This is a genomic window from Streptomyces sp. NPDC058674 (assembly GCF_042716505.1).
Taxonomy (GTDB): domain Bacteria; phylum Actinomycetota; class Actinomycetes; order Streptomycetales; family Streptomycetaceae; genus Streptomyces.
This window is the reverse complement of the sequence record NZ_JBHXSC010000001.1, coordinates 22403-46451: the sequence shown is the minus strand read 5'-3', so window position 1 is coordinate 46451 and position 24049 is coordinate 22403. Positions and strand designations below refer to the sequence as shown.

The following is a 24049-nucleotide window of genomic DNA, read 5'->3' as shown; positions in this document are numbered from 1 at the left end:
GGTGACACATCATGATCGAGCCTGCACGTGGAGTCGCGGTGTCCCTGTCAAATGAGGGATGCCGCCACTTTCCTGCTTTTTAGGGGCGATCGATCATCCCGTTCGGATTCCGTACCCCCGTAAGGACCAAGGAGCCATAAGGCTCTTACCCTGAACACGGAATCCCCACATGGCAAGTCGTGGGCGAGACATGGGTCACTTCAACGAAATCCGTTGTGCAGAAACGTTTCTGAGCAGCGGTCATGCCGATTCGGTCCTTCGACACGGGACCTTGGTCGCACTGCCACACCGCCGCCCCGGGCGGGCACGCACAAGCAGTCGAGCTCTCGCACGCTCCACTTCAGCAGTGCCCGGCGGGGAACCACGTGCCAGGACACAGAAGCCCCGCCAACGTGCGGGGCTTTCGCGCGTCACAGATCAGTCACAGCCCACCCACACCGGCCCCGGCGCCGACACCATGACGCAATGCGCACACACCGCACCATCACCCTCCTGGCCGCCGCCGGCCTCCTCGCCCTCACCGGCTGCTCCGAGGCGCTCACCAGCGAGCCCAAGCCCGACGACAAGGTCGCCGCCTCGCCATCCGCATCGCAGTCAGGCACCGCCCCTGAGGCGTCCGGCTCCGCCGCCGCGGCCGCCGGCATCCCGCCCAGCCCCGCCCCCGAGCAGCGCGCCATCTACCTCGCCGCGCTCAACAAGATCGACCCCGAGATCGTCAACGGCAAGGACGACAAGGCCGTCAGCCGCGGGCTGAGTCAGTGCCAGTCCATGAAGGACGAGAAGGACCCGACCAAGCGTGTCGAGTCCACGAACCGGCGCTTCATCAGCCCCAACCACCCGGACGGCTTCGGCCCCACCAAGGCCGCCTTCATCCTCGCCGCCGTACAGACCAACCTCTGCCCCACGTACTGACCGCGCCGCAGACCAGCACGGTGCGGGTGGGTGCGGGTACCGCCGCCCGGGACGAGGGCCCCGGGCGGCACCCCGCAGACGAGGTCCGATGGGGCGACGCGCGACGACAATCCGGGGGGTTGGGGCCGACGGGTCTATCCGGGTGGTGCCCGACTGCCCTTCTGGTGCTACGCGGGGGAGGGGCGCGCCGGACCTCCGCCGCCCGGCGGTCGAGGACGTGCTGGCGGATGGTGAGCTCCCTGAGCTCCCTGCGGCAGACCTCGAGGGCGTCCTGGTCCAGGCGGTGGTCGGTGACCTGGTAGCGGTACGGCTCTTCCCGCTCCCGGGAATCAGGTTCGACGAAGTCCATCAACCAGCCGTTGGCGGTGGGGAGCGTGTCGGACTCCCCGTCCTTCACGGAGCGGCCGAAGCGGAACAAGCCGAAGGCGAGCAGCCGCTGACAGCCGTCCTCCCGGACGTCGCGCCGCAGGCCGAACTGCTCCTTTCGCGCGTCCCCGTAGAGGAACACCCCGGACTGCAGGCGCTTGTCGGGGCCCACTTGCTGAGTACGCGCAGGGCCAGCCACGTGGCGACCTCCTTCATGAGGCGGAAGGACGCGTACAGACGCGTACAGACGCGTACAGACGCGTACAGAGGCGTACAGCCGCTGGCCCCTCGACCCCAACGCTTGATCCGCATAGGAGCCGGCGATCCGATCGCGTCGGTGGAGGCGCGCACGTCACCGCCGGGATCGCGCAGCTGCGGGCCCCGGTGACAGGGCCCTCGCTGTGTACGGACGCTCGGGGTATTCCCCGCTGCGGACCTGTCCGTGGTCCCGGTGGCGGTGGTCCGCTTCGCCGCCGAGCAGCTGGATGTCGGGCCGGGCGAGTGCTGTCGGGCGAACCAGGGCCGCATCTGCTCCAGGTGCCCCGCTTGCGGCGACGCGCCGACCGGACGGCCGCGCACCCGAGGGAGGAGGCCGGAGACGCGCCCTCGCCCCGGCAGAACTCGTCGAGTCTGCCGGGGCGAGCCGGACCACGGCGGTTCCCGTGCGGTCGTCGGGTCGTAGGTCCTGCCCCCGACGACCGCACGGCCGCACGACGGCGCAGAACGTGGCGGTCAGGAGGAGCTCGGGTCAGCGGACCTCGGTGACCCGGTGCTCCTTGCGCGCGCCACAGTTGGAGTTGTACACCTGCACGTGCACGTTGCTGATGCCCCCGCCCCAGTCGACGCAGTGGCCCTTGCCGTACACGTAGGCCGGGCCCGCGTACGACGTGTACCGGCCGTAGTCCTCGCCCCGCTCCCAGGTTGCGGGGACTTCGATCCAGAGGGCCATGTCCACGGCCGCACCCGGGTTGTTGCGGATCGTCGCGACGCAGTTCTTGCCGTTCGAGGCGTTGTACGTCAGGTAGACGGTGCCCAGCGAGCCGATGGCGGCCGAGTTCACGGTCTTGTAGGCGCTTCCGCAGACCTTCTGCGGCGTGGTGTTGGGCGCGGCGGTGGCGGGCGCCGCCAGCGCGGTCGTGGCCCCCAGGGCCAGGGCGGCGAATGCGGTGGTGGCAAGGACGGAACGGGTCAATCTCATGTTTCCCCCTGGTGGTCGTCGGAGTTGGTCGCTCCTGCATGGTGGGACATGCAGGACGGCGGAACGGTTGCGCACGTCCGGAAAAAATGTGACCGCGCCGCCTTGCCACCCGGCGCGCCCGCCTGCCGACGGACGGCCTCGACGGCCGCACGCGGCGTCGAGGCAACGCAGGCCGACTTCGCCGCGTTGCGCCATCGGTCGACGGCTACGCCCGCCACCGCTTAGCGAAGTCGCTTCTCACCGGTCCGTTCCTCCCCAAGGGCCGCTACTCGGTGGCGAACCGAACGGTGGCCGCTCCGGCGAAGGCCCGCGAGACGTCCATGGGTATGTCCTCGCACGCACTACCGCCGCCGGTACAGCTCCACCCGCTCGGCCGCGTACGTGCTGTCCGGCAGCAGGGCCTCGGTCAGTTCGAACCGTTCCGCCTTGGCGCCGGCTCCGTTGCGCCAGGCCGGGACCCTTCCGCCGGGACGGCTGCTGAGAAGGTGGACGGGCTGGCCGTCGGCGGCCCGGGCGCCGAGGAGAGTGTACGTACGGACCATCCCGCCGCCCGCAGAGATGGGGGGAGCGGCGTTGTCCGGCGGGGCCTGTCGGCGACGGCGGAGCCGGCTCCACACGGCGGCCGCGGTGAGCACGGTCAGGCCGCCCAGGGTCTCTGCGGTCCAGCCGGCGAGCACGTCGGTGGGCATGTCGGTGTCCTTCGAGAAGAGGCGGGGCAGGAAAGGACGTCAGGGTTGCATCGCGTCCTGGCGGCAGAGTGCGGGCCCGGGGGGTTAGCCCCGCAAACCTGGCGGGTCCGGTTTCCTTTGCGTCTTCCGGGACTTGCAGTGAGCACACCCGTGGGTGCGCTCACTGGGGCCGGTGCCCCATCCTCGGCGGAGGCTGTTTGTTTCCCGGCTGGCTCTTGATAAGCCGTTTTACCAAGAGCCATCTGGAATGGGGGAGAAGACGTGGGCGGGACCGTGGCGCGCAGGGGGTCCGGGGCGGGCGGGGGGACCGCGGCAGGGCTCGGCGGCACGCTCACCCCGGTCCCGGTCCCGGTCCCGGTTCCCGGCCCCGCCGCCGTGGCCGGCCCGTGCCAAGACCTGTCGCCGGCGGCACGCGCCGCGATGGCGGAGGGAATCCCTGCCGAGACCGCCCGCGGGTACGCGGGGGACCGGGCCCGGTTCGAGGAGTGGGCGCTCAGCGCCGGCTTCCCGGCGATGCCGGCGAGGGCCGAGACGCTGGCCGAGTACGCCACCTGGCTGACCGTCACGCTCCGCCCGCGCACCGGCCGCCCGTACAAGCCGAGCAGCATCGACCGCGCTCTGGCCGCCATCGTCGTCGCCCACCACGCCGCTGGCCGTACCCCGCCCGGGCAGACCGACGCCCGCCTCGTCCTGAAGGGCTACCAGGCCGATCTCAAACTGACCAAGGACCCGCGCGGCAAAAAGAGGAGGGCGAACGCCGCCACCCCTGCCGTCCTGCGCCGGATGATCGCCGCCACCGACCCCACCACCCTCATCGGACTGCGCGACGCCACTGCACGGCTCCTCGGCTTCGCCATCGCCGCCCACAGCTCCGAAGCCGCCCTCCTCGCCTGGGAGGACATCATCGAGCCGGAGGACGACGAAGGCATCGCCGTCGAGGTCTACCGGCCCAAGGTCACCAACGAGCAGCCCCTCGGCGTCCCGTGCGGCAGCTACCCCTCCTCCTGCCCGGTCCGCACCCTGCGCGCCTACGGCCAGGCCCTGCTCGACCACGGGCACTCACCCACCGGCCCGCTCCTGGTCCGCATCGACCTCCACGGCCGCGTCAACCCGCCCGTGTTCCGCAACGGCCACCGGATCGGCGATCCCTCCGGCCGCATGACCCGTGAAGGCGTGGGCGACATCGTCACCCGTACCGCCCGCCGCGCCGGCCTCCTCCAGCGCCCCGACGCGCTGCTGCCCGACCTCCCCGCCCGCTGGACCGGCCACGCCCTGCGCCGCGGCTACGCCGAGGCCACCCGCAAGGCCAAGAAGGACATGCTCGAAGCCGCCCGCCACGGCGGCTGGGTCGACGGCTCCAAAGCCTTCGCCGGCTACCACGACCGCGCAGCCGCCTTCGACGAGGACCTCAACCCGCTCTTCGGCATCGGCCTGTAGCCCGGCTGCCAAGTCCGCCTCGGGCGACGGCGGCACCGATCCCTGGCGTGTTTCCGCGTCTACGGCACCACCCGCAAGGAAGCCCTGGCCGGCGGATACCTGCCCGAAGCGGTGACCTACCACCGGCTTGGTGCTGCGCAAACAGGCCGGGGCATCGGCAGGATCGGGGCCTGAGTGGGAGAGCTCCCTCGTCGGTCGGGCAGCTTCGCCGTCCCAGGGTTCTCCGGGGCCCGCCAAGGCTCACCCGGTGACGCTTGCGCGTGCAACTAATGCCGCTAGACACCCCAGCGGCCCCGCCGGAAACAGATCCGGAGGGGCCGCTGCGGCATTCCCAAGCGTCAAATCGTACGGAACTTCGCCAGTGGCCTCTATACCGTACTGATGCGACCTGGTTACGAAATATTTCAGGTGAGCGGGCTAAGCCTTTCCGGTGCAACTCCCGTAACGAGATGCTCCAGGGCTGCATCCCCCACGCCGTGCCTTAGCGCCCAAGCACCAAGGAGATAGATGGCGCCGTCTTCATCGATCGCCAGGAAGAATTCCCCCTGACCAATTTCCCCCAAGGGGAAGAATTTGTGACCGAATAATTCAGAAAGCTCTGCAAACTTTTCCCCCTCTCCGATTGCGAGCTCCGGATCGAACTCGAACGGCTCCCTCGCGCATGTGATTCCAGGGCCGCTGATGTCTACTCGGACTCCACCAAACTCTTGAAGGAACTCCTCCGCTGCGGCATGCCAGGAGAACTCTGACAGTGACGCCTTCCATTGATCGAGGTCAACCCTGCGATCCGGTACCCAGCCGGCGATCCGAAGGGCACCCTCTACTTCTTGGGATCGAGGCATCTGCCGCGCCATCCTGAAATCGATATCGAAGTGCTCGACTAGAACCTGGCAACTCTCGCAAGGCCCAATGAGATTTTTGAAGTTCTTGTTCGTTCTGGTGCGTCCCAGGGTGGCTGCGGCGGTGGCTCCAGTCGGATCGAGTCCAGCGTCCAAGGCTTCCGTCAGACACTGAACCAAACCGCAGCCTCCATGATTATTCCCGCGCGCAGCGGTCGGGATGGAGTCGAGGATTCCCTGGATAGCGGGATGTACTCGTCGGATACCTGCCCCTCCGTCGCTATGGGCCACGATGGGGGCATGTCCGCATCCAGTCTTTGAAGAGCCACCGTGAACGCCAAGAGAAAGAACGCACGGTCTCCGGAACGGGCTGGAAGGAACGAGGGCTCGTCTTCACCACCCAAACCGGTGGCCCCCTCGACCCCGCCAACCTCACCCGCCGATTCCGCGGGCTCCTCGACCGCGCAGGGCTACGCCGCATCCGATTCCACGACCTACGACACTCGACAGCCACCCTGCTTCTGGAACAGGGCGTCGACCTCGTCGTCATCAAAGAACTCCTCGGCCAAGCCCACATCGGCGTCACCGCCGGCGTCTACGCCCACGTAAGGCTCCACCTCCAACGCCAAGCCGTCGACACCCTCAACAAGGCCTTCGGTCAGCCCGACGACCCACCTGCCACAGCAGCCGTCCGCTGACGTTGCCGTCACCGTTGCCGTCACACCGCAGAGAGCCCTCACCGTCAGTCCTGAACGGTGAGGGCTCTGGCGCGCTTGGCGGGTTGCCCAGCAAGGGAAAATTTACGGGAATGAGGTGCTCGAACCCGTCGCTAGATCTGGAACGCCACTCCGCCAATTAGCGAAAGCCGAAACTCGCTATCCTTCCTCTCCGGAAATCAGGTGAGCTGCATCTTCGGCAACCTCACTCCACACTTCAAGACCTTCGGCCTCGAATGCTTCCACAAGGGCGCTGCGCACCTCTTCAATCGGTCGTCCCCGATGGGCCATCCGGACAACTTCAAGCGCCCTCTGATATCTCTCCAGGTACCTTTTAACCTGCGGCATGGCCGCGTCGTACTCACCAGCAGTTGACATTTCCTTGCTCCACTCCGGACCCGCCAGGGCCGCGTTTCGGCCGGTCAGAAGTCGATCCGGTGGACCCGTCTCAGGAAAGACATTGCCTCAGGGCCAAATATATGCTCAACCCTTCCGCTCATTTCGTCAGTTACGCGAGTAGCGATGTGACCGGCGGCTGACAGTCGGTCATACTCACATCGGCACATCTGGAAGATCAGGATGGCCGGGCGCTCTCCGGGACCCGTGCGAGTAGCAGCAAACGACGCGGTAGCACTCAGAGTCTCACTATCACTCGGCGTCACTCGATATGTGAACAGACTTCCGGGCCGGTTTAGAGATCCTCCATGGGCGTTCTCTCGTGCCGCAGTCCCACTCAACCCGTTCGCCTGAATGTTGTCTGCATGCGTTGATGTCGTGCCATGGACGAAATCCAGATTCTCGCCACAGTTATGGACGAGGACTGGCGTTGCCCCTGCGAGCACATAGTACGTGTGGAAGTCGTTGACGGTCAGGTTGTGTGTGGTGACGGCATACGCGTAGTTGCGCGTGTTCTGGACGGTGAGGGTGGAGCCGTTCGGCTGGCGGAGCTGTTCGCCCGGGGTGAGGGTGCCGGCGTCGCTCCACTGGCGGCGGGTTTCGCTCCAGTAGGGGTGGTGGTACGTCGAGGTGATGGTGACGGGCGGTCCGCGGGGGTTCGCGTCGTCGGTGAGGGTGAGGTCGGTGAAGTCCTTGTCGTCGGGGGTCGTGATGGTGTCGGTGACCCTCTTGGGACTGGTTTCGCCCGTCTGCGGGTCCGTTGCCATCACGGTGTCGCCGACTTGGATGTCCTCGATGGCCATGGTGCTGCCGTCGGCCATCTGGACGCGGGTTCCCGCGGGGAAGCTGTTGGTCTCGCAGGATTCGGACTTCGTCTTGGCGTCCGACCCGTTTCCACGGGACTCGGCGTCGGCCTCGCCCTTGCTCGCCTTGGATTCCGTGCCGGCGCTGTCGCTGGCTGATTCCTTCGAGGCTTTTACGTCACCTGATTTTGCCACCTTGGCCGCTGCCGCGGCCGCTTCGTCCTCGGCCCGCTTGGCCTTGGTGAAGGCCTCCATGGCTTGGGACGCTCTGCGTTCGGCGGCGTTGATCGCGTCGTAGGTCTTGTTGAGTTCCTTGTAGATCTTGACGGCCTTGATGCCGACCTTGATCGCCTTGGCGATCTTGCCCCAGGGGACGGCGCCAAGAGCCGTGCTGACGCAGGCCATGACATCGCCCTTGGTGAAGCAGTCACGGGCGTCGTTGTAGCCGATCAGGTCGCCTATCAGGTCGACGACAGCGGCCTTCAGTTCCTCGCGGCGCTTCTTGGTCTTGGTGACCTCGTCGTTGGCGCTGTTCAGTTCCTTCGAGGCCTGAGTCGACTTGCTGTTGCTGCTGCCACTACCGCCGCCTCCGCCTCCTCCGCCGCCACCGCCACTGGAGACACTGGAACCCACCGTGTTGCCGGTGGCACCGTCATAGGTGCCGGGAGAGCACTTCTCTCCCCGTTCGCACTTCCAGGCCAGCCCACTGGGGTCGGACTTGTTGATCGGGTCGTTGTTCGAGTAGGCGTAGGCGTTCCACTGTTGGGGATCGCTCGCGTCGATGATCGGGTCCGGGCTGATGAAGCGGCCGGTGGTGGGGTCGTATTCGCGGGCGCCGAGGAGGGTGAAGCCGGTCGACTTCTCCTTGGTGCCGCCCACGAAGCCCTTGTCGCCGGCCCAGGCTCCGGGTGCGGGCTGGGTGCCGCGTTCGTTGCCGAAGGGGTCCGCCGGGCGGCGGACCTGGGTGAGGTCGGACGCGTTGAACTGGACGCCGTTGGTGCCGTGGTGGTCCGAGGACTGGTAGGCGAGGCTGGAGGCGCCGCCGGTGGTGGTGCGGGTGATGGACAGGCCGCCGGGGGCGCCGTAGGTGCGGACGTTGGAGACCTTGCCGGTGGCGGTGTCCAGGGCGATCTGGTCGGTGCCGAGGTTGAGGGTGGTCTTCCCGGGCTCGCGGCGGATGAGCTGGTTGCCGCCGGTGTCGTACAGGTAGCTGGTGCCGGCGCTCTCGCCGGTGCCGGTGATCTTGTCGAGTTTGCCCTGCCCGTTCCAGGTCAGGGTCTTGGTGCCCGGGGTGCTGGTGATGGAAGCGGTGTTGCCGACCGCGTCATAGGTGTACGAGGTGACCTTGGTGCCGGATTGACCGGTCTCGGTGGAGGTCATCAGCGCGTGCGGGCCGCCTGTGCCGCCGCCCGTCTTGGGGTCGGACGACGGGGTGTTCGGACCGGCGCCGAAGGTCTGGGTGACCGTCGTGTCCTTGGCGGTGTTGCCGGTGACGTCCTTGCGCACCAGCTTGGTGCGGTTGCCGAGCTTGTCGTACTCGTACTTCTGCCAGTAGGGGGCCGGGCCTCCCACGCTGGGCTTGCCGGTACCGTCCACCGCGGGGCCGGTGGCGTTCGCGCAGCCGCCGATGCCCCGGACGCTGGGCGCGGGAGCGGTGGTGGTGGCGCCGGTGTCGGTCCAGGCCTGGGTGAGGCGGCCGAGGTAGTCGGTCGTGAAGCACTGCAGGTCACGGGTGGCCCCGTCCTGCGTGTTGCTGAGCGACGTCAGCTGGCCGACCCGGTTGTAGGTGTAGTCGTTCACGTCGACGCTGGCGGTGGCCGCGGTCTGCTTGTCGAGGGTCGAGCGGACCGGCCGTCCGGTGGCTTCGTCGTAATCGACGGTGGAGACGATCTGCTTGCCGGTGTTGCCGATGGTGGTGCGCAGGGCGCGGCCGTACGCGTCGTAGCGCATGTCCACGACGTAGGGCGTGCGGGTCTCCAGGGGGCCCGTCACGCCGCCCAGGCTGGTGAAGTTGCCGGCGATGTCGGTACCGAAGGTCAGGGTCTCGGCTTCCAGGCCTGCGGCCGCGATGGCGGGCAGTTCGGTGCTGTCGAGCTGCCCGTACTTGTCGTACGTGTTGGTGGTCGTGTAGGTGCCGGCTAGCTGCTTCTCGGCTTGCGGGATGGTCGTCCTGGTGCCCAGGGGGCGGTAACCGCTGTCGTAGCCGGTGACCTCGGAGACGTAGGCGCTGCCTGCGGCTCCGCCGACGTACCGGGTGCTGGTGCTGGGCTTGCCGAGCGCCTTGGTGTCGTAGGTGGAGGATGCGACCTGCTTGGCCGGGTCGACGGAGGTTCCCTCGTAGGTGGCGGTGGGCCGGCCGAGGAGGTCGCTGACGGTGGTGGCGCTCTTGCCCCGGGCGTCGGTGGCGGTGACGAGGTTCTTGCTGTCGTCGTAGACCGTGGTGGCCGTGCCCGAGTCAGGGTCGGTGGTCTTCACGGTGCGGCCGAGGAGGTCGTAGGTGAAGGTCCACTCGTTGCCCGCGGGGTCTTTGCGGCGCAGTTCCTGGCCTTGCGTGTTCGACTCGTAGGTCGTCTCGTCGTAGGCGCCGGTGGGGGTGTTGCCCTTGTACTGGCGTAGCACGGAGGTCGTGCCGTTGGTGATGCTCGCGGTCGCGAAACCGCCGGCGGGGGGGATGGTGCGGACCTCGTCGGCGCCGGGGTACTCGGTCTTGGCGCGCCACTGCTCGACGCCGTAGGACTGGAAGACAGAGGCGGTGGTGCGGCCGAGGCCGTCGAAGACGGAGATGCTCTGGGCCGGGATCTTGCTGTCGGGGTTGACTCCGCCGTTGGGGAGGAAGAGTGCTCCGCCGGGGGCCCGCTCGTCGTTGTAGTACGGGGAGCTGGTCTTGACCTGCCAGCCGTGGGAGTCGAAGAGGGCGTCGGTGACGAGGCGGCCCTGGACGCCGGAAGGCGTCTTGGCCTGGGTCTGGCGGACCCGGCCGAGGCCGTCGTAGAGGGTGTAGGTGGAGGTGTACGAGTCGTCGTTCATGAGCGCTTGGCTCAGGACGGTGGACGGCCCGTTGGTGCCGTTCATCGTGTACGAGAACTTGCGTACGGGCGGGTCGGTCGCGCGGACCTGCCCCGGTTGCCAGATGGAGACGACGCGGCCGAGGGAGTCGTAGGCGCGCTCGGCGACGTGCCCGTTCTCGTCCGTTGTCTTCTGCGGCAGTGAGCGGCCGACGTCGAGGGTGGTGACCGTCTTCCAGCCGAACGGGTTGGTGTGGGTGATGGAGGTGGGCAGGGCGCCGGTGGCGGGCTTGTACTCGGTCGTGGTGACGGCGCCGTCAGGGTGCGCTGCGTCCTTGCGGACCTTGTTGGTGGAGGTGGTGAGGCGGCCGTAGGCGTCGTAGGCGGAAGCGATATTGACGCGGTAGACCGGCTTGCCGGCGCCGTCGTACTTCTCCAGGACCTCGGTGGTGGTCTGGTCGGCGGTCCCGCCCGTCTGGCCGAGCGGCAGGTTGTCGAAGTAGGCGCGGGTGTCGCCGACCGTGTTCGCGGTGGTCGCTGTCTGACCGCATGCTCCGGAGAGAACCAGGGTGCGGGAGGCGAGCTGGGTGACGGCGCCGCCCGGCCCGGTGGCGTACTCGAAGGTCGTGCACAGACGCTGGTCGGCGCGCGACACGTCGCTCTTGTCGTCGACTCGGGTCGGCCGTGAGAGGAGGGTGTTGTCGTATTCGGAGGTCCGCTCGCTGGTGCGCCAGGTGCCGTCCGCGAGTTTGGCGCGGCTGGTGACCTTGGCCGTGTTCATCGCGCGGGCGGTGATCGCCGGCATACCGGCGGACTGGGCGCGCGTCGCGGTGACGGCACCGAGCCACGGGGTGGAGACCTCGTCGCCGACGACGGTGCCGCCGTCACGGTCATAGGTCTCGCTCTGGCGTACGAATCCGGACAGGACGTCTTCGTCCCTGATGCTGCCGCCCTGTGCGTCCGCCACGGTCACGCTGCGCTTGGTGCCGTTGGCCAGGACGTCGCCGTCCATGCCGCGCAGGTACGTGGTCACGCTCTTGGTCCGCGGCGCCTCGGCGGCGTTGCCGCTGCCGGTCCTCGTGGTGACGGTCGCGTAGCCGCGGAACTGGTCCCAGGTGCGGGTCTTGGGGTCGGCGAACTCCGAGTCGTTGCGGTGCCAGGCGATGCCGCCGCCGTACTCGTAGTCCGTCACGGTCGTCGTCTGTCCGGCAACCATGTCCTGCTGGGTGACGGACTGGACGACGACCTTGTTGAACCAGTCGTTGACCGGGTCCGGGTAGGACTGGCCCGGCAAGTACCACTTGACCGGCATGCAGGCCATCGTGTTGGCGTCCTCGGAGGACGGCATCGTGCCCTTGGCGCGGGAGCACTCGGTCGGCTTGTAGACCACGTTGATGCGGCCGCCGGTCTCGGTGGTGATGGTCTGGATCCGGGGGCGGTTGTAGCGAGAGACGGAGGCCTCGGTGCCGTCGGGGCGCTTGACGACGCCGTCGACACGGTTGGCCATCTGGAGGGGGGAGAAGGACACCCGCGGGAGCGTCTGCGGGGTCCTGTTGTTGGTGGCGCTGCGCTGGATGGAGTCGAGCCACAGCGTCGGAGAGGTGCCGTCACCCGGGTCCTGGAAGGACTGCTGGAGGGTGTAGGAGTCGACGGCGCGGTAGTCGGTGCCGACGAGGACCTCGGTGTCGATCTTCGTCAGGCGCTTGGTGGAGAAGTACGTGGGCGACAGGTTCAGGCACTGGCCGGTGGCGGCGCATTCCTGGTCGACGGGGGTGTCGGGCCAGGACTTGGCATTGGCCTTGGTGCGCTGGGCGGGGTCGCAGGTGATGGCGCCGCCGGGGAAGCAGCGTTCGGCGGTCCGCAGCCACACCTGTGCGGCCGGCTTGGCGGTTCCCTTGGAGGCGATCTGGTCGGGCAGCCGCTGGCCGTATCCGATCCAGGTCGGGTGGGAGCCGCGCTGGTAGAGGGTGGAGGTGCCGGTGCCGTTGTTCTGGCCGCCGCCGCGCCCGTAGTGGTTGTTCTCCTGCTCGTAGCGGTAGGAGACGAGGTTCTGGTGCGGGTCCACGACGTAGTCGAGGTTCCACTGCCAGCCCATCTGCTGCCACGTCCCGTTGGCGGGGGTGGTGGCGCCGAGGCACTTGTCCTGGCCGCTGTTGAAGTAGACGGGGACGGTGGAGACGGACTTGGCCTCCGGATCGGTGCCGTCGCCGCCGGGCAGGCGGTTGGAGCCGAAGTAGTACTGGGTGCCGTCGGTGGTGGTGACCTTGAAGCCTTCACCCTTCCAGGCGGAATTGCGCTGGCCGGTCAGCCGCTCGATCTTGGTGCCGTCCTCGCCCTGGAGGCGGTAGACGCAGGTGGTGTCGTCGCGGACGATCTGACCCGCGTGGCCCGCCAGGTTCAGGGAGAGGATGTCCCCGGCCCAGCACTCGTCACCCGAGTCCTTGATGCCGACGTCCGTGCAGCCCTTGTAGGTCCGCGAGATCGAGCCGGGGCTCCAGTCCCAGCCTTCGCCGATCGGACCGGACTGGGCATTGGTGGACGCTGTGCGTCCGTCGATCGAGGAGGAGTCGTAGCCGAGCACGACGCTCGGGGCCGCCCCGGCGATGGCGGAGGGGACCTCTGCCGTGTAGCCGTAGGTGAAGTTCGCGGCATTGGTGCCGGCCTGCCAGGCCGCGGACGGCAGCAGCGGGGTCGCGCTGAAGTCACCGCTCGAACCGGAGGCGCCGGCCTCCACGGCCAGAGCCACGCCCTGCGTGGCCAGGACCTGAGGGGATGTCGCAGGCGCGGCCTTCGCGTCGGAGTGCGACCGCAGGAACAGGGATGAGGAGGCAGACGACGACGCCGCGGGATTCTTGGGTGCGGCGACCTGAGCGACGAGGCGCCCCGAGGCGTCCCGGCGCGAGAGGACCGGCGTACGGGTCGTGCAGCCGTAGGCGCCGGGCGTCGTCAACGCGCAGGCGGGCAGCTGCACCAGCCGCGCACGGTCCGCCCAGTTGGCGCCCGCCGACTGCGCCCAACGGGAAACGTCGAACGCGATCTCGACCTTGCCCGACGGTGTGGCCGTGCCGGTCGGATCGGTGAGGGCGACGAGCGCACCGTTGACGCCGGCAGCGCGGGTCCGAGCCTCATCCTTCACCTCGACCCGCAGAGTGCTCCCCTCGTCATCGGAAGGCGCCGAGGAAGGGGACGGCAGATTTGCGCCATTCCCAACTGCGAGCCATACCGGCAGATCGCCGGCCTGGACAGACCCCGGGCCCGTGACGGGACTCGGGCGGGCCTGGGGATAGAGGTCAACCGTTGCAGAACCGGCCGGGACTTTCGCTTGAGGCGACAATGCCCATTTCCGGTCAGCCGGTGCAGGCGGAGGCGTGACTTCCGCATCCGACCCCTTGACGGGTTTTGGCTGGGAGAGCGGGGTATTCGGCGGCACCCACACCTCTGGCGGCTTATCCGCCGCCTCAACCACAGGAAGACCCAGGCCAGAGACGAGCACCGCGAACGTGGCAACCACCGCGAGCCGCGCTCGGGCGCGCTTGGAGCGCACGACGGACGTACCCCGACGAGACAACTGGATCCCCCCACAGGAAACAGAAAACGAGAACAGACTGGCCCTGCGGGACCAGATCAACCGCACTCTATGGAGCAGGTGTTCGACGCGTAAGAGATTTCTAAGTTTCTCAGGTGGCCAATGTCACTGGATGGACAAGGTGGCACCACACGCCACCAAATGGACACCGATATCTGATACCCCGTTGACAAATTTGCAGACCGGAAGGGACTGTGCGCCTGACTCCTGCCCTCCGACCGCCGACAGCGAGGACCTGCGCCCGTGAACCCACCCCTTCCGCCACTCCCTTCCAGCCCCACCGCCCTCCTCAGGCCAGGAAGGGCACGTGCACTCGCGCTTCCCGTCGCCGGCATGGCCGTCTTGGCCCTGAGCGCCGGGCTCCTCACCAGTCCGTCGGCCGTCGCGGACGATGCCCGCGGGCACGGCTCGGCTGACAGCGCCTGGCCCTCGCCGGCGCCTCCCCCCACTCCGACCGCGGCGGGCAAAGCCGTCGACACGGCAAAGGCTCGGGCCAAGAGAGCGGCACCGCGGTCGTCATCGACCACCTGACGACGGCGAGTTCGCAGACCTTCGCCAATCCGAGCGGCACACTGACCACCGACACCGCCCCCGTGCCGCAGCGGGCCAAGACGGCGGAAGGAACCTGGAAGGCCCTCGACGCCACCCTGTTCGCCGCCCCGGACGGCACCATCACCCCGATGCACGCCTCCTCCGGGCTCGCCTTCTCCGGGGGCGGCACCGGACCGATGGCCACCATGGCCACCGCGGACGGCAAGAGACTGGCCATCAAGGCCCCTTTCCCCCTGCCCAAGCCCTCCCTCAACGGAGACAGCGCCCTCTACACATCCGTCCTCCCCGATGTGGACCTCGAGCTGAGCGCAACCCCGGTCGGCGGCTGGCGGCAGATTCTGATCGTCCACACCGCCCAGGCCGCGGCGAACCCCGCCGTGAAGAAGCTGCGGTTTCCCGTGGAGGCGGAGGGGCTGGTCGTCTCCGCCGACAGCGTCGGCAATCTCAAGGCCGCCGACGCCCAAGGCAACCCCCGCTTCTCGGCGCCCACCCCGCTCATGTGGGACTCGACCGGCGCCGCCGCCCCCGCCGCCGCCAAGACGGCGTCGGCAGGCGTCCAGGCGCGGCAGGCAGCTGCGACCGTGGCAGGACCGGCGGCATCAAGCACGGATGGCCCCGGCGCAGGCGCCACTGTGCAGAAGATCGGCACAACGGTCGACTCCCAGGGCATCCAGCTGGTTCCCGACGCCACTCTGCTGGGCCAGGGCACCGGCCCCTGGTACATCGACCCCGGTTGGAATCCGACCGCCGACAACACCAACCTGGCCTGGGCCCAGGTCCAGGAAGCGCCGGAATACAGGGACGTCAACGAGTACAACGGAACCCAGTACGGGCAGGACCGGCCCGCCACCGGTTACTGCGGCTACAACGTCGGCAACCCTCCCTGCACCGGCATCGGCCGGACCCGCGCGTACTTCCAGGTCGGGATCAACTCCACGATCCACAACACCACGGTGCTCAACGCCCGGCTCTACGCCACGGTCGTCTCCTCCTCCAGTCCCAGCACGTCCACCCCGATGGGCCTCTACTGGACCGGTCCGATCGGCAACCCGACCAGCTGGAACCACCAGCCCTGCGGCACCGCCTCCCGCATGGCGGGCTGCCCCAAGATCGGAGGCATCAACATGGGGGGATCCGGTGAGATCTCCTTCGACGTCAAGTCCCAGATGGAGGCCGCCGCCCGCGACAAGTGGCAGAGCTTCACCTTCGGCCTCGCACCGGACGACGAGAACAACAAGTACTACCGGCAGCGGTTCAACAACACCCCGCACATCGTCGTCGAGTACGACATCACGCCCACCGTCTGGAACCCCCGCACCCGCCCCACCCCCGGCTTCGCCGACACCGCCTCCTACGCCGACTGCCGCACGCCCGGCACCGCGAACCCCTGGGACAGCCCCGGCTGGGTCGGTGCCAACAACAACATCACCCTGACGACCGCCACCTGGTCTCCTACCGGACAGCAGCTGGCGTCGAGCTTCCAGTACTGGGACGACGACAACAACGGCAAGAGTGAATTCGCAACGACGGGCTGGAACGGCAGCTACGGCGACGCGACCATCGATATCGGTCAGCTGACCGACGGTCACCAGTACGGTTGGCATGCCAACACCACGGACGGAACGCTTACCAGCGGTACGACCGACGTGTGTTTCTTCCGCGTCGACCGCACCCCGCCGACCGCCACCGTCACCTCCAGCGACTTCCCCGCCTCGGGCACGATCGGCGCACACCCCAAGCTCGCCGGCCAGGAGGGCGCCTTCACTCTCACCGGCGCCGACCCCGCCCCGGCAGGGGGCGGCCGCACCTCCGGCTTGGCCTGCGCACGCTGGACCACCGACCCCGTCAAGGCCGCCGCCACCGGGTGGAAGTGCACCGACACCGGCCCCGGCATCGTCAAGCTGACCGGCGGCAAGGCGACGATCAAGACCACACCGCCGCGCTGGGGCACCAACTTCGTCTACCTGCAGACCCAGGACAACGCGGGCAACATGTCCCAGCCGTCCGTCTACAGCTACTACGCCCCCTCCAACCCCGACGCGGGCAAGCCCGTCTTCGGCGACATCACCGGTGACCACAAGCCCGACATCCTGCTCCCCGACACAGCCGGGGACCTCCGCAAGATCGCCGGCGGCGAGGACCCGTACGCCGCCCCCAAGGCGGGCATGCAGGCCGCACCCGGCAACAGCAGCGACTGGAACAACATCCAGATCAGTCATCGCGGCAGCCTGGGCTACAAGAACGTCGACGACCTCCTCGCCCACCAGGCGAACCAGCCCAAGCTGTACCTCTACCCCAACGACAACAACGGCGGCTGGTTCGACGGCAAGGCCCCCATCTCAGTCGCCAAGCCCACCCAGTGCACCACCACGGCCTACGCCACGATCGACTGCGCCGCGAACGGGTACGGCACCGACTGGGCCAAGGTGACCCAGATCGCCGCCTTCGGCTCGGTCACCGGTGACAGCGGACCCGATCAGAACAGCCTGCCCCGCTCGTCCCTGCTGTACGTCGAGAACGGACGCCTCTGGCTGAGCGTCGCCGGCGAGACCGACCGGCTCTCCACCCGCGCCATCCTCCTCTCCGCGAACGACAACAAGTGGGACTCCTACGACCTGATCGCACCCGGCCGCGCCCAGGGCACCGATCTGCCGACCCTGTGGGCGCGCTCCCGCACCGACGGCAGCATGCACGCGTTCTCCGTCAAGGGCACGGCACAGGCCCCCGACCTCACCAGCTTCACCAATCCGGCCGCCGGCCCGATCACCGGAAGGATCGACCCCAGGACCTACCCCCAGGTCGGCTCCGACGGTGACACCACCGGCGACGGCATCCCCGACTTGTGGGCCGTCGACACCAACCGGCAGCTCGTCTCCTTCAGCGGCACCGGTACCGCCCCCAACGGCGGTACCGTCCTGCACCCCACCGCCACCGGCGTCTCGACGACCGCGATCCCCGTGGGCAACCTCAACAGGCCCACCGGCCAATGGAAGCTCGCCGGCCAGAACACCGGCGGCCTCACCGAGGACGCGGTGGCCAACAACAACCCCGCGACCCCGGCCGGCATCACCTGGGCCACCGGACCCGTCAACGGCATCACGACGACGTACGCCGCTTTCGGCGGCGCCCAGTCGACCATCACGACGAAGAAGCCGGCCGTCGACACCCGCAAGAGCTTCACTCTCAGCACCTGGGCCAAGACCGACGGGCCCAGCGGCCTCATCGCCAGCCAGGACGGCAACAGGAGCAGCGCCTTCACCCTCTACGCCGACAACGGCACCTGGCGGTTCGCCCTGGCCAAGGGCGATACCGACGGCTGGGCGTACGACTGGTCCGACGCCGCGGTCAACGACGCAGCCCGCGTCGTACCCGGCACTTGGACCCGCCTGAGCGCCGTCTACAACGCCGAAACGGGCCTGATGAGCCTGTACGTCAACGGCATCCTCGCCGGCACCGGCCACCACCAGGCCACCACCAGCCCCGCCCCCACCGGTCCGCTCGTCCTGGGCCGGTACAAGGTGAACGGAGCCCCCGACCACCTCGGCGGCATGACGGGCGCGGTCAGCAACCTCGCCGTCTACCCGTACGCGGCGTCCGTCACCGCCCCCGGAGCGACCGGCCCCATCGCGCTTACCTCCGCGGCCACCCACTGCGCCGACAACGACTACTCACGCACCGACGACGGCAACAAGATCCAGATTGCCGACTGCAACGGCACCGAGGCCCAGAGGTTCCAGGTCCGCAACGACGGCACCATCCGCGTCCAGGACAAGTGCCTCACCGCCGCCAACGCCGGCATCGCGAACGGCACCCTCATCGTCCTCGGAACCTGCGACAGCAGCGGCAGCCAGCAGTTCCTGCCCCGAGCCGACAACAGCATCCACAACCCCGCCTCGGGACGGTGTGTCGACCTGAACTACGGCAACACCACCCCCGGCACCCAGCTCTGGCTCTACGACTGCAACCGCTCCGATCCCCAGCGCTGGACCATCCCCACGCTCGGCACCACCCCCCTCCCCGTCCCCACTCCCTGACCACCCGCACCACGACACGAGAGCAGTGGCCGCCTACCCGACACCGGGCAGGCGGCCGCTGCCGCGTTCGATCCGCTCAGCCGACGTCGGGCTCCGGGCAGCGCCCTCGCCCCTCCGAACCTGACGGCAGCCGGACGCCGCGCACCCCCACACCAATGTCAGGGCGATGGATCGTGAGGATCGCGAGCGTGGTTTCATCGGCGCCAGAGCCGGCTTCTGAATACCTGTGGGGGATGTGCGGAGATGGGACGTTCAACCGAACGGTGGCGAAGGCGCACGGGGGCGGCCGCGGCCGGATTGGTCGTGGCCCTTGCCGCGAGCGGTTGTTCGCCGGCCACCGTGGGGGCGCCCTCCCCTGCCTCCGCTGCTCCGGCCACTTCGGCTCCCCCGGAGGTGCCGTTGGTGATCAGCCAGGCGCAGGCGGAGAAGGTCTTCGAGGACCAGCTGCGGGGGGCCGTCTACGCGACCCACCGGGATGCGCTGGCCAAGGTGGAGACCGGGGCGCTGTTGGAGGAGAGCGTGACGCAGCTCCGCCTGCAGTTGACGGCGAGCGCCCTGTCTATACGCAACGGGGCCTACCGGATGGAGTACCTCATTCCGGCGGAGCGGGATCAGCCCGCCTATCCGCGGTCGTTCGTGGTGCTGTTCCGGATGACGGAGAAGCCGGAACAGGACCGTGCGGCCGGGCTGTACTACTTCGTCCAGGCTGAGGCCGGAGGGCCGTGGAAGGCGGCGGCCAAGACGTGGGCGGCCGACAAGCCCGCCTCGCCACCGGGTCGCGGCCAGTTCGAGGACCGTCGCTACGGGGGCTTCGGCTTCGACGTGCGGGACAAGCCGATCGCCGCGCCGGCCCGGGGCGAGGGGGGATCCGCGACGCTGTCGCCGACCGCCGCAGCCGACCGGGGCGCGTGTGCCCGGTACGCGGACTACCTGACCTTCACCGCGCCGAACGGGATACCCGAGAGCGAGCACTTCGCTGCGGGCAAGCTCACGAGCGGGGTCGTCGGCGCCTACAACGACGAGGACGGGAGGGACATCTGGAACGGGCTGATCCGGCACCGGTACGCCTTCGAGGTCACCGGCGCCGAACTGCCGGTGCTGCGCCTCGCGGACGGAAAGTCCCTGGTGACGTGTTCGTTCGTACGGACCGACCGCAGGGAGGGCAAGTCCGGGTCGGACGCATGGTTCACAAACGGCAGCCTCTCGACCTCCGACAGACAGGTGGTGACGCTGCTGGGGGACAACAAGAACTGGCTGCGCACTGTGGTGCGGCGGAGTGTCACGGCCACGTTCGAAGTCCCCGCACAGGGTCCCGCCGACGTCGTCGGATGCAACTGCCTCGGACCCGAGCTCCTCTCCGCTGAAGGCACCCCGAAGTGATGGATCGGTCATCAGCACCGGCTGTGTGTCTGGTCACCCACAGGGTGTCACCCCGGGGATGACATCGAATTCCCTACGAGTCAGAGGGCTGACCCGTAGGGCAGAAGTTGGGTGCCCGGCGGGGCTGATCTTGCGGCATGAGATCCTGCCGCAAGATCACTGGCGGCAGCACGCGCTGGGCTGCGGGCCCGCCGGCCTTCGGGAGTAGGGGAGTGGGGCACATGTCTGCGGTGCGGAAACGTGCGTTAGTCGCCGCTCTCGCCGCCTTCGGGTCGGCAGGCTGCTCGTCGGCCGGGGACCGGGGGCCCGACGACGGCGCACCCCGCGCTGCCCCCTCCGCAAGCCCGACGGCGAGTCCGCAGTCGGTCCGCGTACCGCACGATCCGCCGTCCTGGTTCGACGCCCGGGGCGCGGTGGCCATGCCGCCGGAGGTCACCCGGGGGCGCCTAACCTCCTCGGCGAGCGGCTGCGCGACCTGCCCGTCGCGCTGCACCGGACCTCCGCCTACGTCGTCTCCTCCGACCGCGTGCAGGCCATCGACCTGACGACCGGGCGGGTACGTGCGGCGGTGCAGCCGCAGGGCAAGCCACTCCGCAGCGACGGTGACAAGGACGCCAAGGCGCCTCTGGTCGTCGCCGGTGGCGGGGGATCGGTACTCGCCCCGTTCCTGCTGACCGAGCCCGGGTCCGGGACGCAGTCCTCCTCGGCCACGCTGGAGGTCGTCTCCCTCTCCGCGGAGGCGGGGACGGCGTCGTGGCGGACGACCGTACGGCTCCCCGAGTGGGTGACCACCTCCTACAGCCGGGTACAGGTCTCCGCCGTGGGGGCCGGCAGCGGCGTCGCCGTGGTGGCCGTACGCGACGACGGCGAGCACGCGGTCTCGTACGGCATCGACCTGGCCACCCACCAGCTGCTCTGGATACAGCCGGACGTGGAGGTGAGGGCAGTCACCACCGGCACCGCGGTGGGCCTGGTCCAGGTCAAGGGCGGCGCCTACGAGGTGTTGGCCGGCTACGACCTGGCGAACGGGAAGGAGAAGTGGCGCGGCGAGGAGAGCTTCGGCACCAGCCTGGACCCGGCGGGTCCCTCCCTTGTCAGGGCTCGCGGCCATCTCAAGGGCCAGGGTTACCACCAGCTGGTGAAGGCGGACACCGGGGAGGTCCAGCAGGACCTTGCCCTCAGCGCTCAAGGGCATGGATTGCTCTCACGACCAGGCGGAGACACTGGTGTGCTCCGGTCCCTTCGCGGTCGTCGCGGTCGATCCCGCCTCGGGACAGCAGCTCTGGCAGCTCCGGGACGACCAGGACGGCCGGAAGGCCCCCACCGTGACCGCGGTCTGGCACGGCCGGGTCTACGGGACGGCCGCCGGGGGCGCGGTCGCCTTGGACGCCCGTACCGGCAGGGACATGCCCACCCGGCCCGAGGCCGCGCCGATCCTCGTCAACGAGTTCGGTGGACTCGTGCTCAGCGAGGGCATCCTGACGAGCTACCCCGCCGGAGGCTGACACAGACGCCCCTTCGGCGCCCCGACCCCCGACCCGGCCCCGACCCGGCCCCACCCCCATGGAGAGCAGGCACGACATGCGATGGACCGTTCACGGCGAGCGCACCCTTCACGACACCCCCTGGGTGCGGCTGCGCTCACTGGACGTGGAGCAGCCGGACGGCGCCCGTACCGACTACCACGTCGTACGGCTGCGGGACCTCGCCGTCACGGCGGCCGTTGACGAACGGCAGCGTGTTCTGATGATGTGGCGCCACCGCTTCGTCACGGACACCTGGGCCAGGGAGCTGCCCATGGGCCTGGTCGAGGACGGCGAGAGCCCCGCGGCCGCCGCCGCCCGGGAGCTGGAAGAGGAGACCGGATGGCGTCCGGAGGCCGTACGGGAGCTGATCTACGCGCAGCCGGCGGCCGGCATCACCGACTCACAGCACTTCGTGTTCCGCGCGGACGGGGCGCGGCGGATCGGCGAGCCCACGGAACGCAACGAGTCGGACCGGCTGGAGTGGATACCGCTGACCGACATCCCCGGCATGATCGCCCGACGGGAGATCGTCAGCAGCGCCACGCTGGTGGGCGTGATGGCGCTCCTGCTGGACCTGAAGGCCTGAGCCGCGAAACACTCCGCGGGGCCGCTGGGGCCGTCGCGGAGGGGTTACCGGAAGGGCCGCTCAGCCCTGCGGCGGGCTGTACCGGTCGATGCCGGCGAGGACCTTCCGGTCTAGTTCCAGCGCGGCGGTGATGTCCTTGCGCGTGAACCACGTCGGGTCCTTCGCGTACATCTCCCGGCCCCGCTCGGAGGTGAACCGGTCCTCCGGGATCCGGGCGGCGCCCTCCGGCAGGAACTTGGCGACTTCCTCGAGAGCGGCCGTCCCGTACGCGGCCGTCGGGCGGATCTCGCGGTGCCGGGCGCGCGGAGTGTTCAGCAGCCGCAGCCCGGACTCGGTCGACATCCGGTCACTGACCCACAGGAACTCGCCCGGGTCGATGATCTGCGAGGGTTCAGGACCGCCGAAAGCCGGGGGCGCGGGTTGCAGGCCGGGGCCGGGCACCGCGTCGTGGACACGGGAGACCTACGAGAACACCCGCAGCTGCCCCTACCGGGGTACGAGCAGGTCCGACAGGGGAAGGTCGCGCGGATGCCGTCCACCGACCCCCATCCCGCCGCGGTGATCTCCCGGACCAGCGTCGTACGGCTGGGCCGGCTGCTGTTCGGGCCGCAGTGGACGCCCGAGCAACCGCCCGGAGCACCGTGACGGGCCGCCGACCTCGCAGCGGACGCCGGAGGAGCGGGCGGCCTGGCCGCTGCTGCGTACCGGCTCTCGGCCACCGGTTGGCAGATGGCCGCCGCCGCCCCGTGGGTCGTCCGCCGGGGCCGAGGCGGGGCTGGTCACAGACTCCGCGGACTGCCGGCCCGCCGGCCTCGACCCGGGCCGGCGCTTCCACGCCGTACACCCCCCGCCAGATCGAGACCCTGGCTGAGGCCTACCCAGCGGTGGTGAACGCCGAACAGTCCTGGCTTGAGGCCTCGGCACACCGTCCCACCAGGCAAAATTTGGCATACTTATTGTCGGAATCTCCTACAGTGAACGTGACTTGGTGACGTCGTCGTACACGAGGGGCTGTCTGTGCCGGATCTGCCGTTCGATCAGCCCGGCCGCTTCTGGCGGGGAAATCTGCACACCCATTCGGACGAGTCCGACGGTGCGTTGTCCCCGGCGGAGGTGGTGCGCCGCTATCGGGAGGCCGGCTATGACTTCCTTGCCGTCACCGATCACTTCCGCGCCGAGTACGGATTTCCCCTGACGGACACCCGTCCCCTGCGCACCCCCGGCTTCACCACGCTGCTCGGCGCCGAGCTGCACGCCCCGCGTACCGAGGCCGGGCCGAAGTGGCACATCGTCGCCGTCGGGCTGCCTCTGGGATTCACCGCTCCCGGGCCCGCCGAGACCGGGCCCGAACTGGCGCGCCGGGCACGGGACGCGGGTGCGTTCGTCGGCATGGCCCACCCGGCCGCCTCACTGCTCAGCGCCGACGACGCCGAGAGCCTGGACGCGGCGCACGCGGTCGAGGTCTACAACGCGCTCGCGGACCGTGAGCACCGCGGCGACAGCTGGCACCTGACCGACGTCCTGCTCAACCGAGGGCACCGGCTGAACGCCTACGCCGCCGACGACGCCCACTTCCAGCCCCAGGATCCGCCCGGCTGTGTGGCGTGGGTCCAGGTCCGGGCCGAGTCCCTCGACCCCGACGCCCTGCTCTCGGCGCTCAAGGCCGGCCACTACTACTCCAGCACCGGGCCCGAACTGCGCGGGATCCGCCTCGGCGACGGCCGCATCGCGGTGCACTGCTCGCCCGTACGAAAGATCCTGGTCACCGGCGGCGCCCCCGGCCTGCAGGTGCTGGAGGGCGACGCTCTGACCGAAGGCACCCTGCCGGTGGCGATGTTCGGCCAGGGGTACTGCCGGGTCACCGTCGAGGACGCCGCCGGGGGCCGCGCCTGGAGCAACCCGATCCATCTGGGAACGCCGGACACCACCAGTACCGGTGCGGCGTAGCGGCCATCGTGGTACTGCCCGGCCCCCCTGCCCCGCCCACTCGCGTCCGAAGGAAGTCCTGTCATTCTCTGGCCCGC

Annotated in this window: 13 protein-coding genes and 1 pseudogene; 8 read left to right on the top strand and 6 right to left on the bottom strand. The window is 69.1% G+C overall.

The window, feature by feature from the left end:
- Positions 1 to 465 precede the first annotated feature (465 nt).
- Entirely contained in the window at positions 466 to 912 is a 447-nt protein-coding gene (locus ACFWU6_RS00175; RefSeq protein WP_383976944.1) for a DUF732 domain-containing protein, read from the top strand.
- A 1114-nt stretch (positions 913 to 2026) separates the two neighbouring features.
- On the opposite strand, the gene ACFWU6_RS00170 is transcribed toward ACFWU6_RS00175, so the two are convergent.
- Both ACFWU6_RS00170 and ACFWU6_RS00165 read right to left on the bottom strand, forming a co-directional pair.
- The gene (locus ACFWU6_RS00170; RefSeq protein ID WP_383804112.1) at positions 2027 to 2476 is read right to left on the bottom strand and encodes a spore-associated protein; all 450 of its coding nucleotides are present in this window, start codon (positions 2474 to 2476) and stop codon (positions 2027 to 2029) included.
- Between the two features lie 341 nt (positions 2477 to 2817).
- A complete protein-coding gene (locus ACFWU6_RS00165; protein WP_383976941.1) occupies positions 2818 to 3165 on the bottom strand; it encodes a hypothetical protein in 348 nt (115 codons plus the stop codon).
- Positions 3166 to 3426: 261 nt separating this feature from the next.
- Here ACFWU6_RS00165 and ACFWU6_RS00160 point away from each other — a divergent pair, with 261 nt between their 5' ends.
- Positions 3427 to 4602, top strand: a complete 1176-nt coding sequence (locus ACFWU6_RS00160; RefSeq protein ID WP_383976937.1) for an integrase — start codon at positions 3427 to 3429, stop codon at positions 4600 to 4602.
- Between the two features lie 404 nt (positions 4603 to 5006).
- Here the strand turns inward: ACFWU6_RS00160 and ACFWU6_RS00155 are convergent, their stop codons facing one another.
- Entirely contained in the window at positions 5007 to 5732 is a 726-nt protein-coding gene (locus ACFWU6_RS00155) for an SUKH-3 domain-containing protein (protein WP_383976934.1), read from the bottom strand.
- A 17-nt stretch (positions 5733 to 5749) separates the two neighbouring features.
- Here ACFWU6_RS00155 and ACFWU6_RS00150 point away from each other — a divergent pair.
- Positions 5750 to 6139, top strand: a pseudogene (locus ACFWU6_RS00150) (tyrosine-type recombinase/integrase); the annotation flags it as partial.
- A gap of 440 nt (positions 6140 to 6579) precedes the next feature.
- Here ACFWU6_RS00150 and ACFWU6_RS00145 read toward each other — a convergent pair.
- Positions 6580 to 13497 (bottom strand): polymorphic toxin-type HINT domain-containing protein, encoded by a 6918-nt coding sequence (locus ACFWU6_RS00145; protein ID WP_383976931.1) that lies wholly within the window; start codon positions 13495 to 13497, stop codon positions 6580 to 6582.
- Positions 13498 to 14540: 1043 nt separating this feature from the next.
- On the opposite strand from ACFWU6_RS00145, the gene ACFWU6_RS00140 reads away from it, so the two are divergent.
- Positions 14541 to 18533 carry a ricin-type beta-trefoil lectin domain protein gene (locus tag ACFWU6_RS00140; protein ID WP_383976928.1) on the top strand — a complete coding sequence of 1331 codons (3993 nt, stop codon included), beginning with the start codon at positions 14541 to 14543 and terminating at the stop codon, positions 18531 to 18533.
- A gap of 402 nt (positions 18534 to 18935) precedes the next feature.
- Entirely contained in the window at positions 18936 to 19913 is a 978-nt protein-coding gene (locus ACFWU6_RS00135; RefSeq protein WP_383976925.1) for a hypothetical protein, read from the top strand.
- A gap of 795 nt (positions 19914 to 20708) precedes the next feature.
- On the opposite strand, the gene ACFWU6_RS00130 is transcribed toward ACFWU6_RS00135, so the two are convergent.
- The gene (locus tag ACFWU6_RS00130; RefSeq protein ID WP_383976923.1) at positions 20709 to 20897 is read right to left on the bottom strand and encodes a hypothetical protein; all 189 of its coding nucleotides are present in this window, start codon (positions 20895 to 20897) and stop codon (positions 20709 to 20711) included.
- A 242-nt stretch (positions 20898 to 21139) separates the two neighbouring features.
- Between ACFWU6_RS00130 and ACFWU6_RS00125 the strand changes: the two genes are divergently transcribed.
- Together ACFWU6_RS00125 and ACFWU6_RS00120 are read left to right on the top strand one after the other, a co-directional pair.
- The gene (locus ACFWU6_RS00125; protein ID WP_383976920.1) at positions 21140 to 21418 is read left to right on the top strand and encodes a PQQ-binding-like beta-propeller repeat protein; all 279 of its coding nucleotides are present in this window, start codon (positions 21140 to 21142) and stop codon (positions 21416 to 21418) included.
- Positions 21419 to 21494: 76 nt separating this feature from the next.
- On the top strand, positions 21495 to 22025 hold the full coding sequence (locus ACFWU6_RS00120; RefSeq protein WP_383976917.1) for an NUDIX domain-containing protein: 531 nt from the start codon (positions 21495 to 21497) through the stop codon (positions 22023 to 22025).
- A gap of 60 nt (positions 22026 to 22085) precedes the next feature.
- On the opposite strand, the gene ACFWU6_RS00115 is transcribed toward ACFWU6_RS00120, so the two are convergent.
- Positions 22086 to 22367 carry a hypothetical protein gene (locus ACFWU6_RS00115; RefSeq protein WP_383976914.1) on the bottom strand — a complete coding sequence of 94 codons (282 nt, stop codon included), beginning with the start codon at positions 22365 to 22367 and terminating at the stop codon, positions 22086 to 22088.
- Positions 22368 to 23042: 675 nt separating this feature from the next.
- Here ACFWU6_RS00115 and ACFWU6_RS00110 point away from each other — a divergent pair.
- Entirely contained in the window at positions 23043 to 23972 is a 930-nt protein-coding gene (locus ACFWU6_RS00110) for a CehA/McbA family metallohydrolase (protein ID WP_383976911.1), read from the top strand.
- The last annotated feature ends 77 nt before the right edge of the window (positions 23973 to 24049 follow it).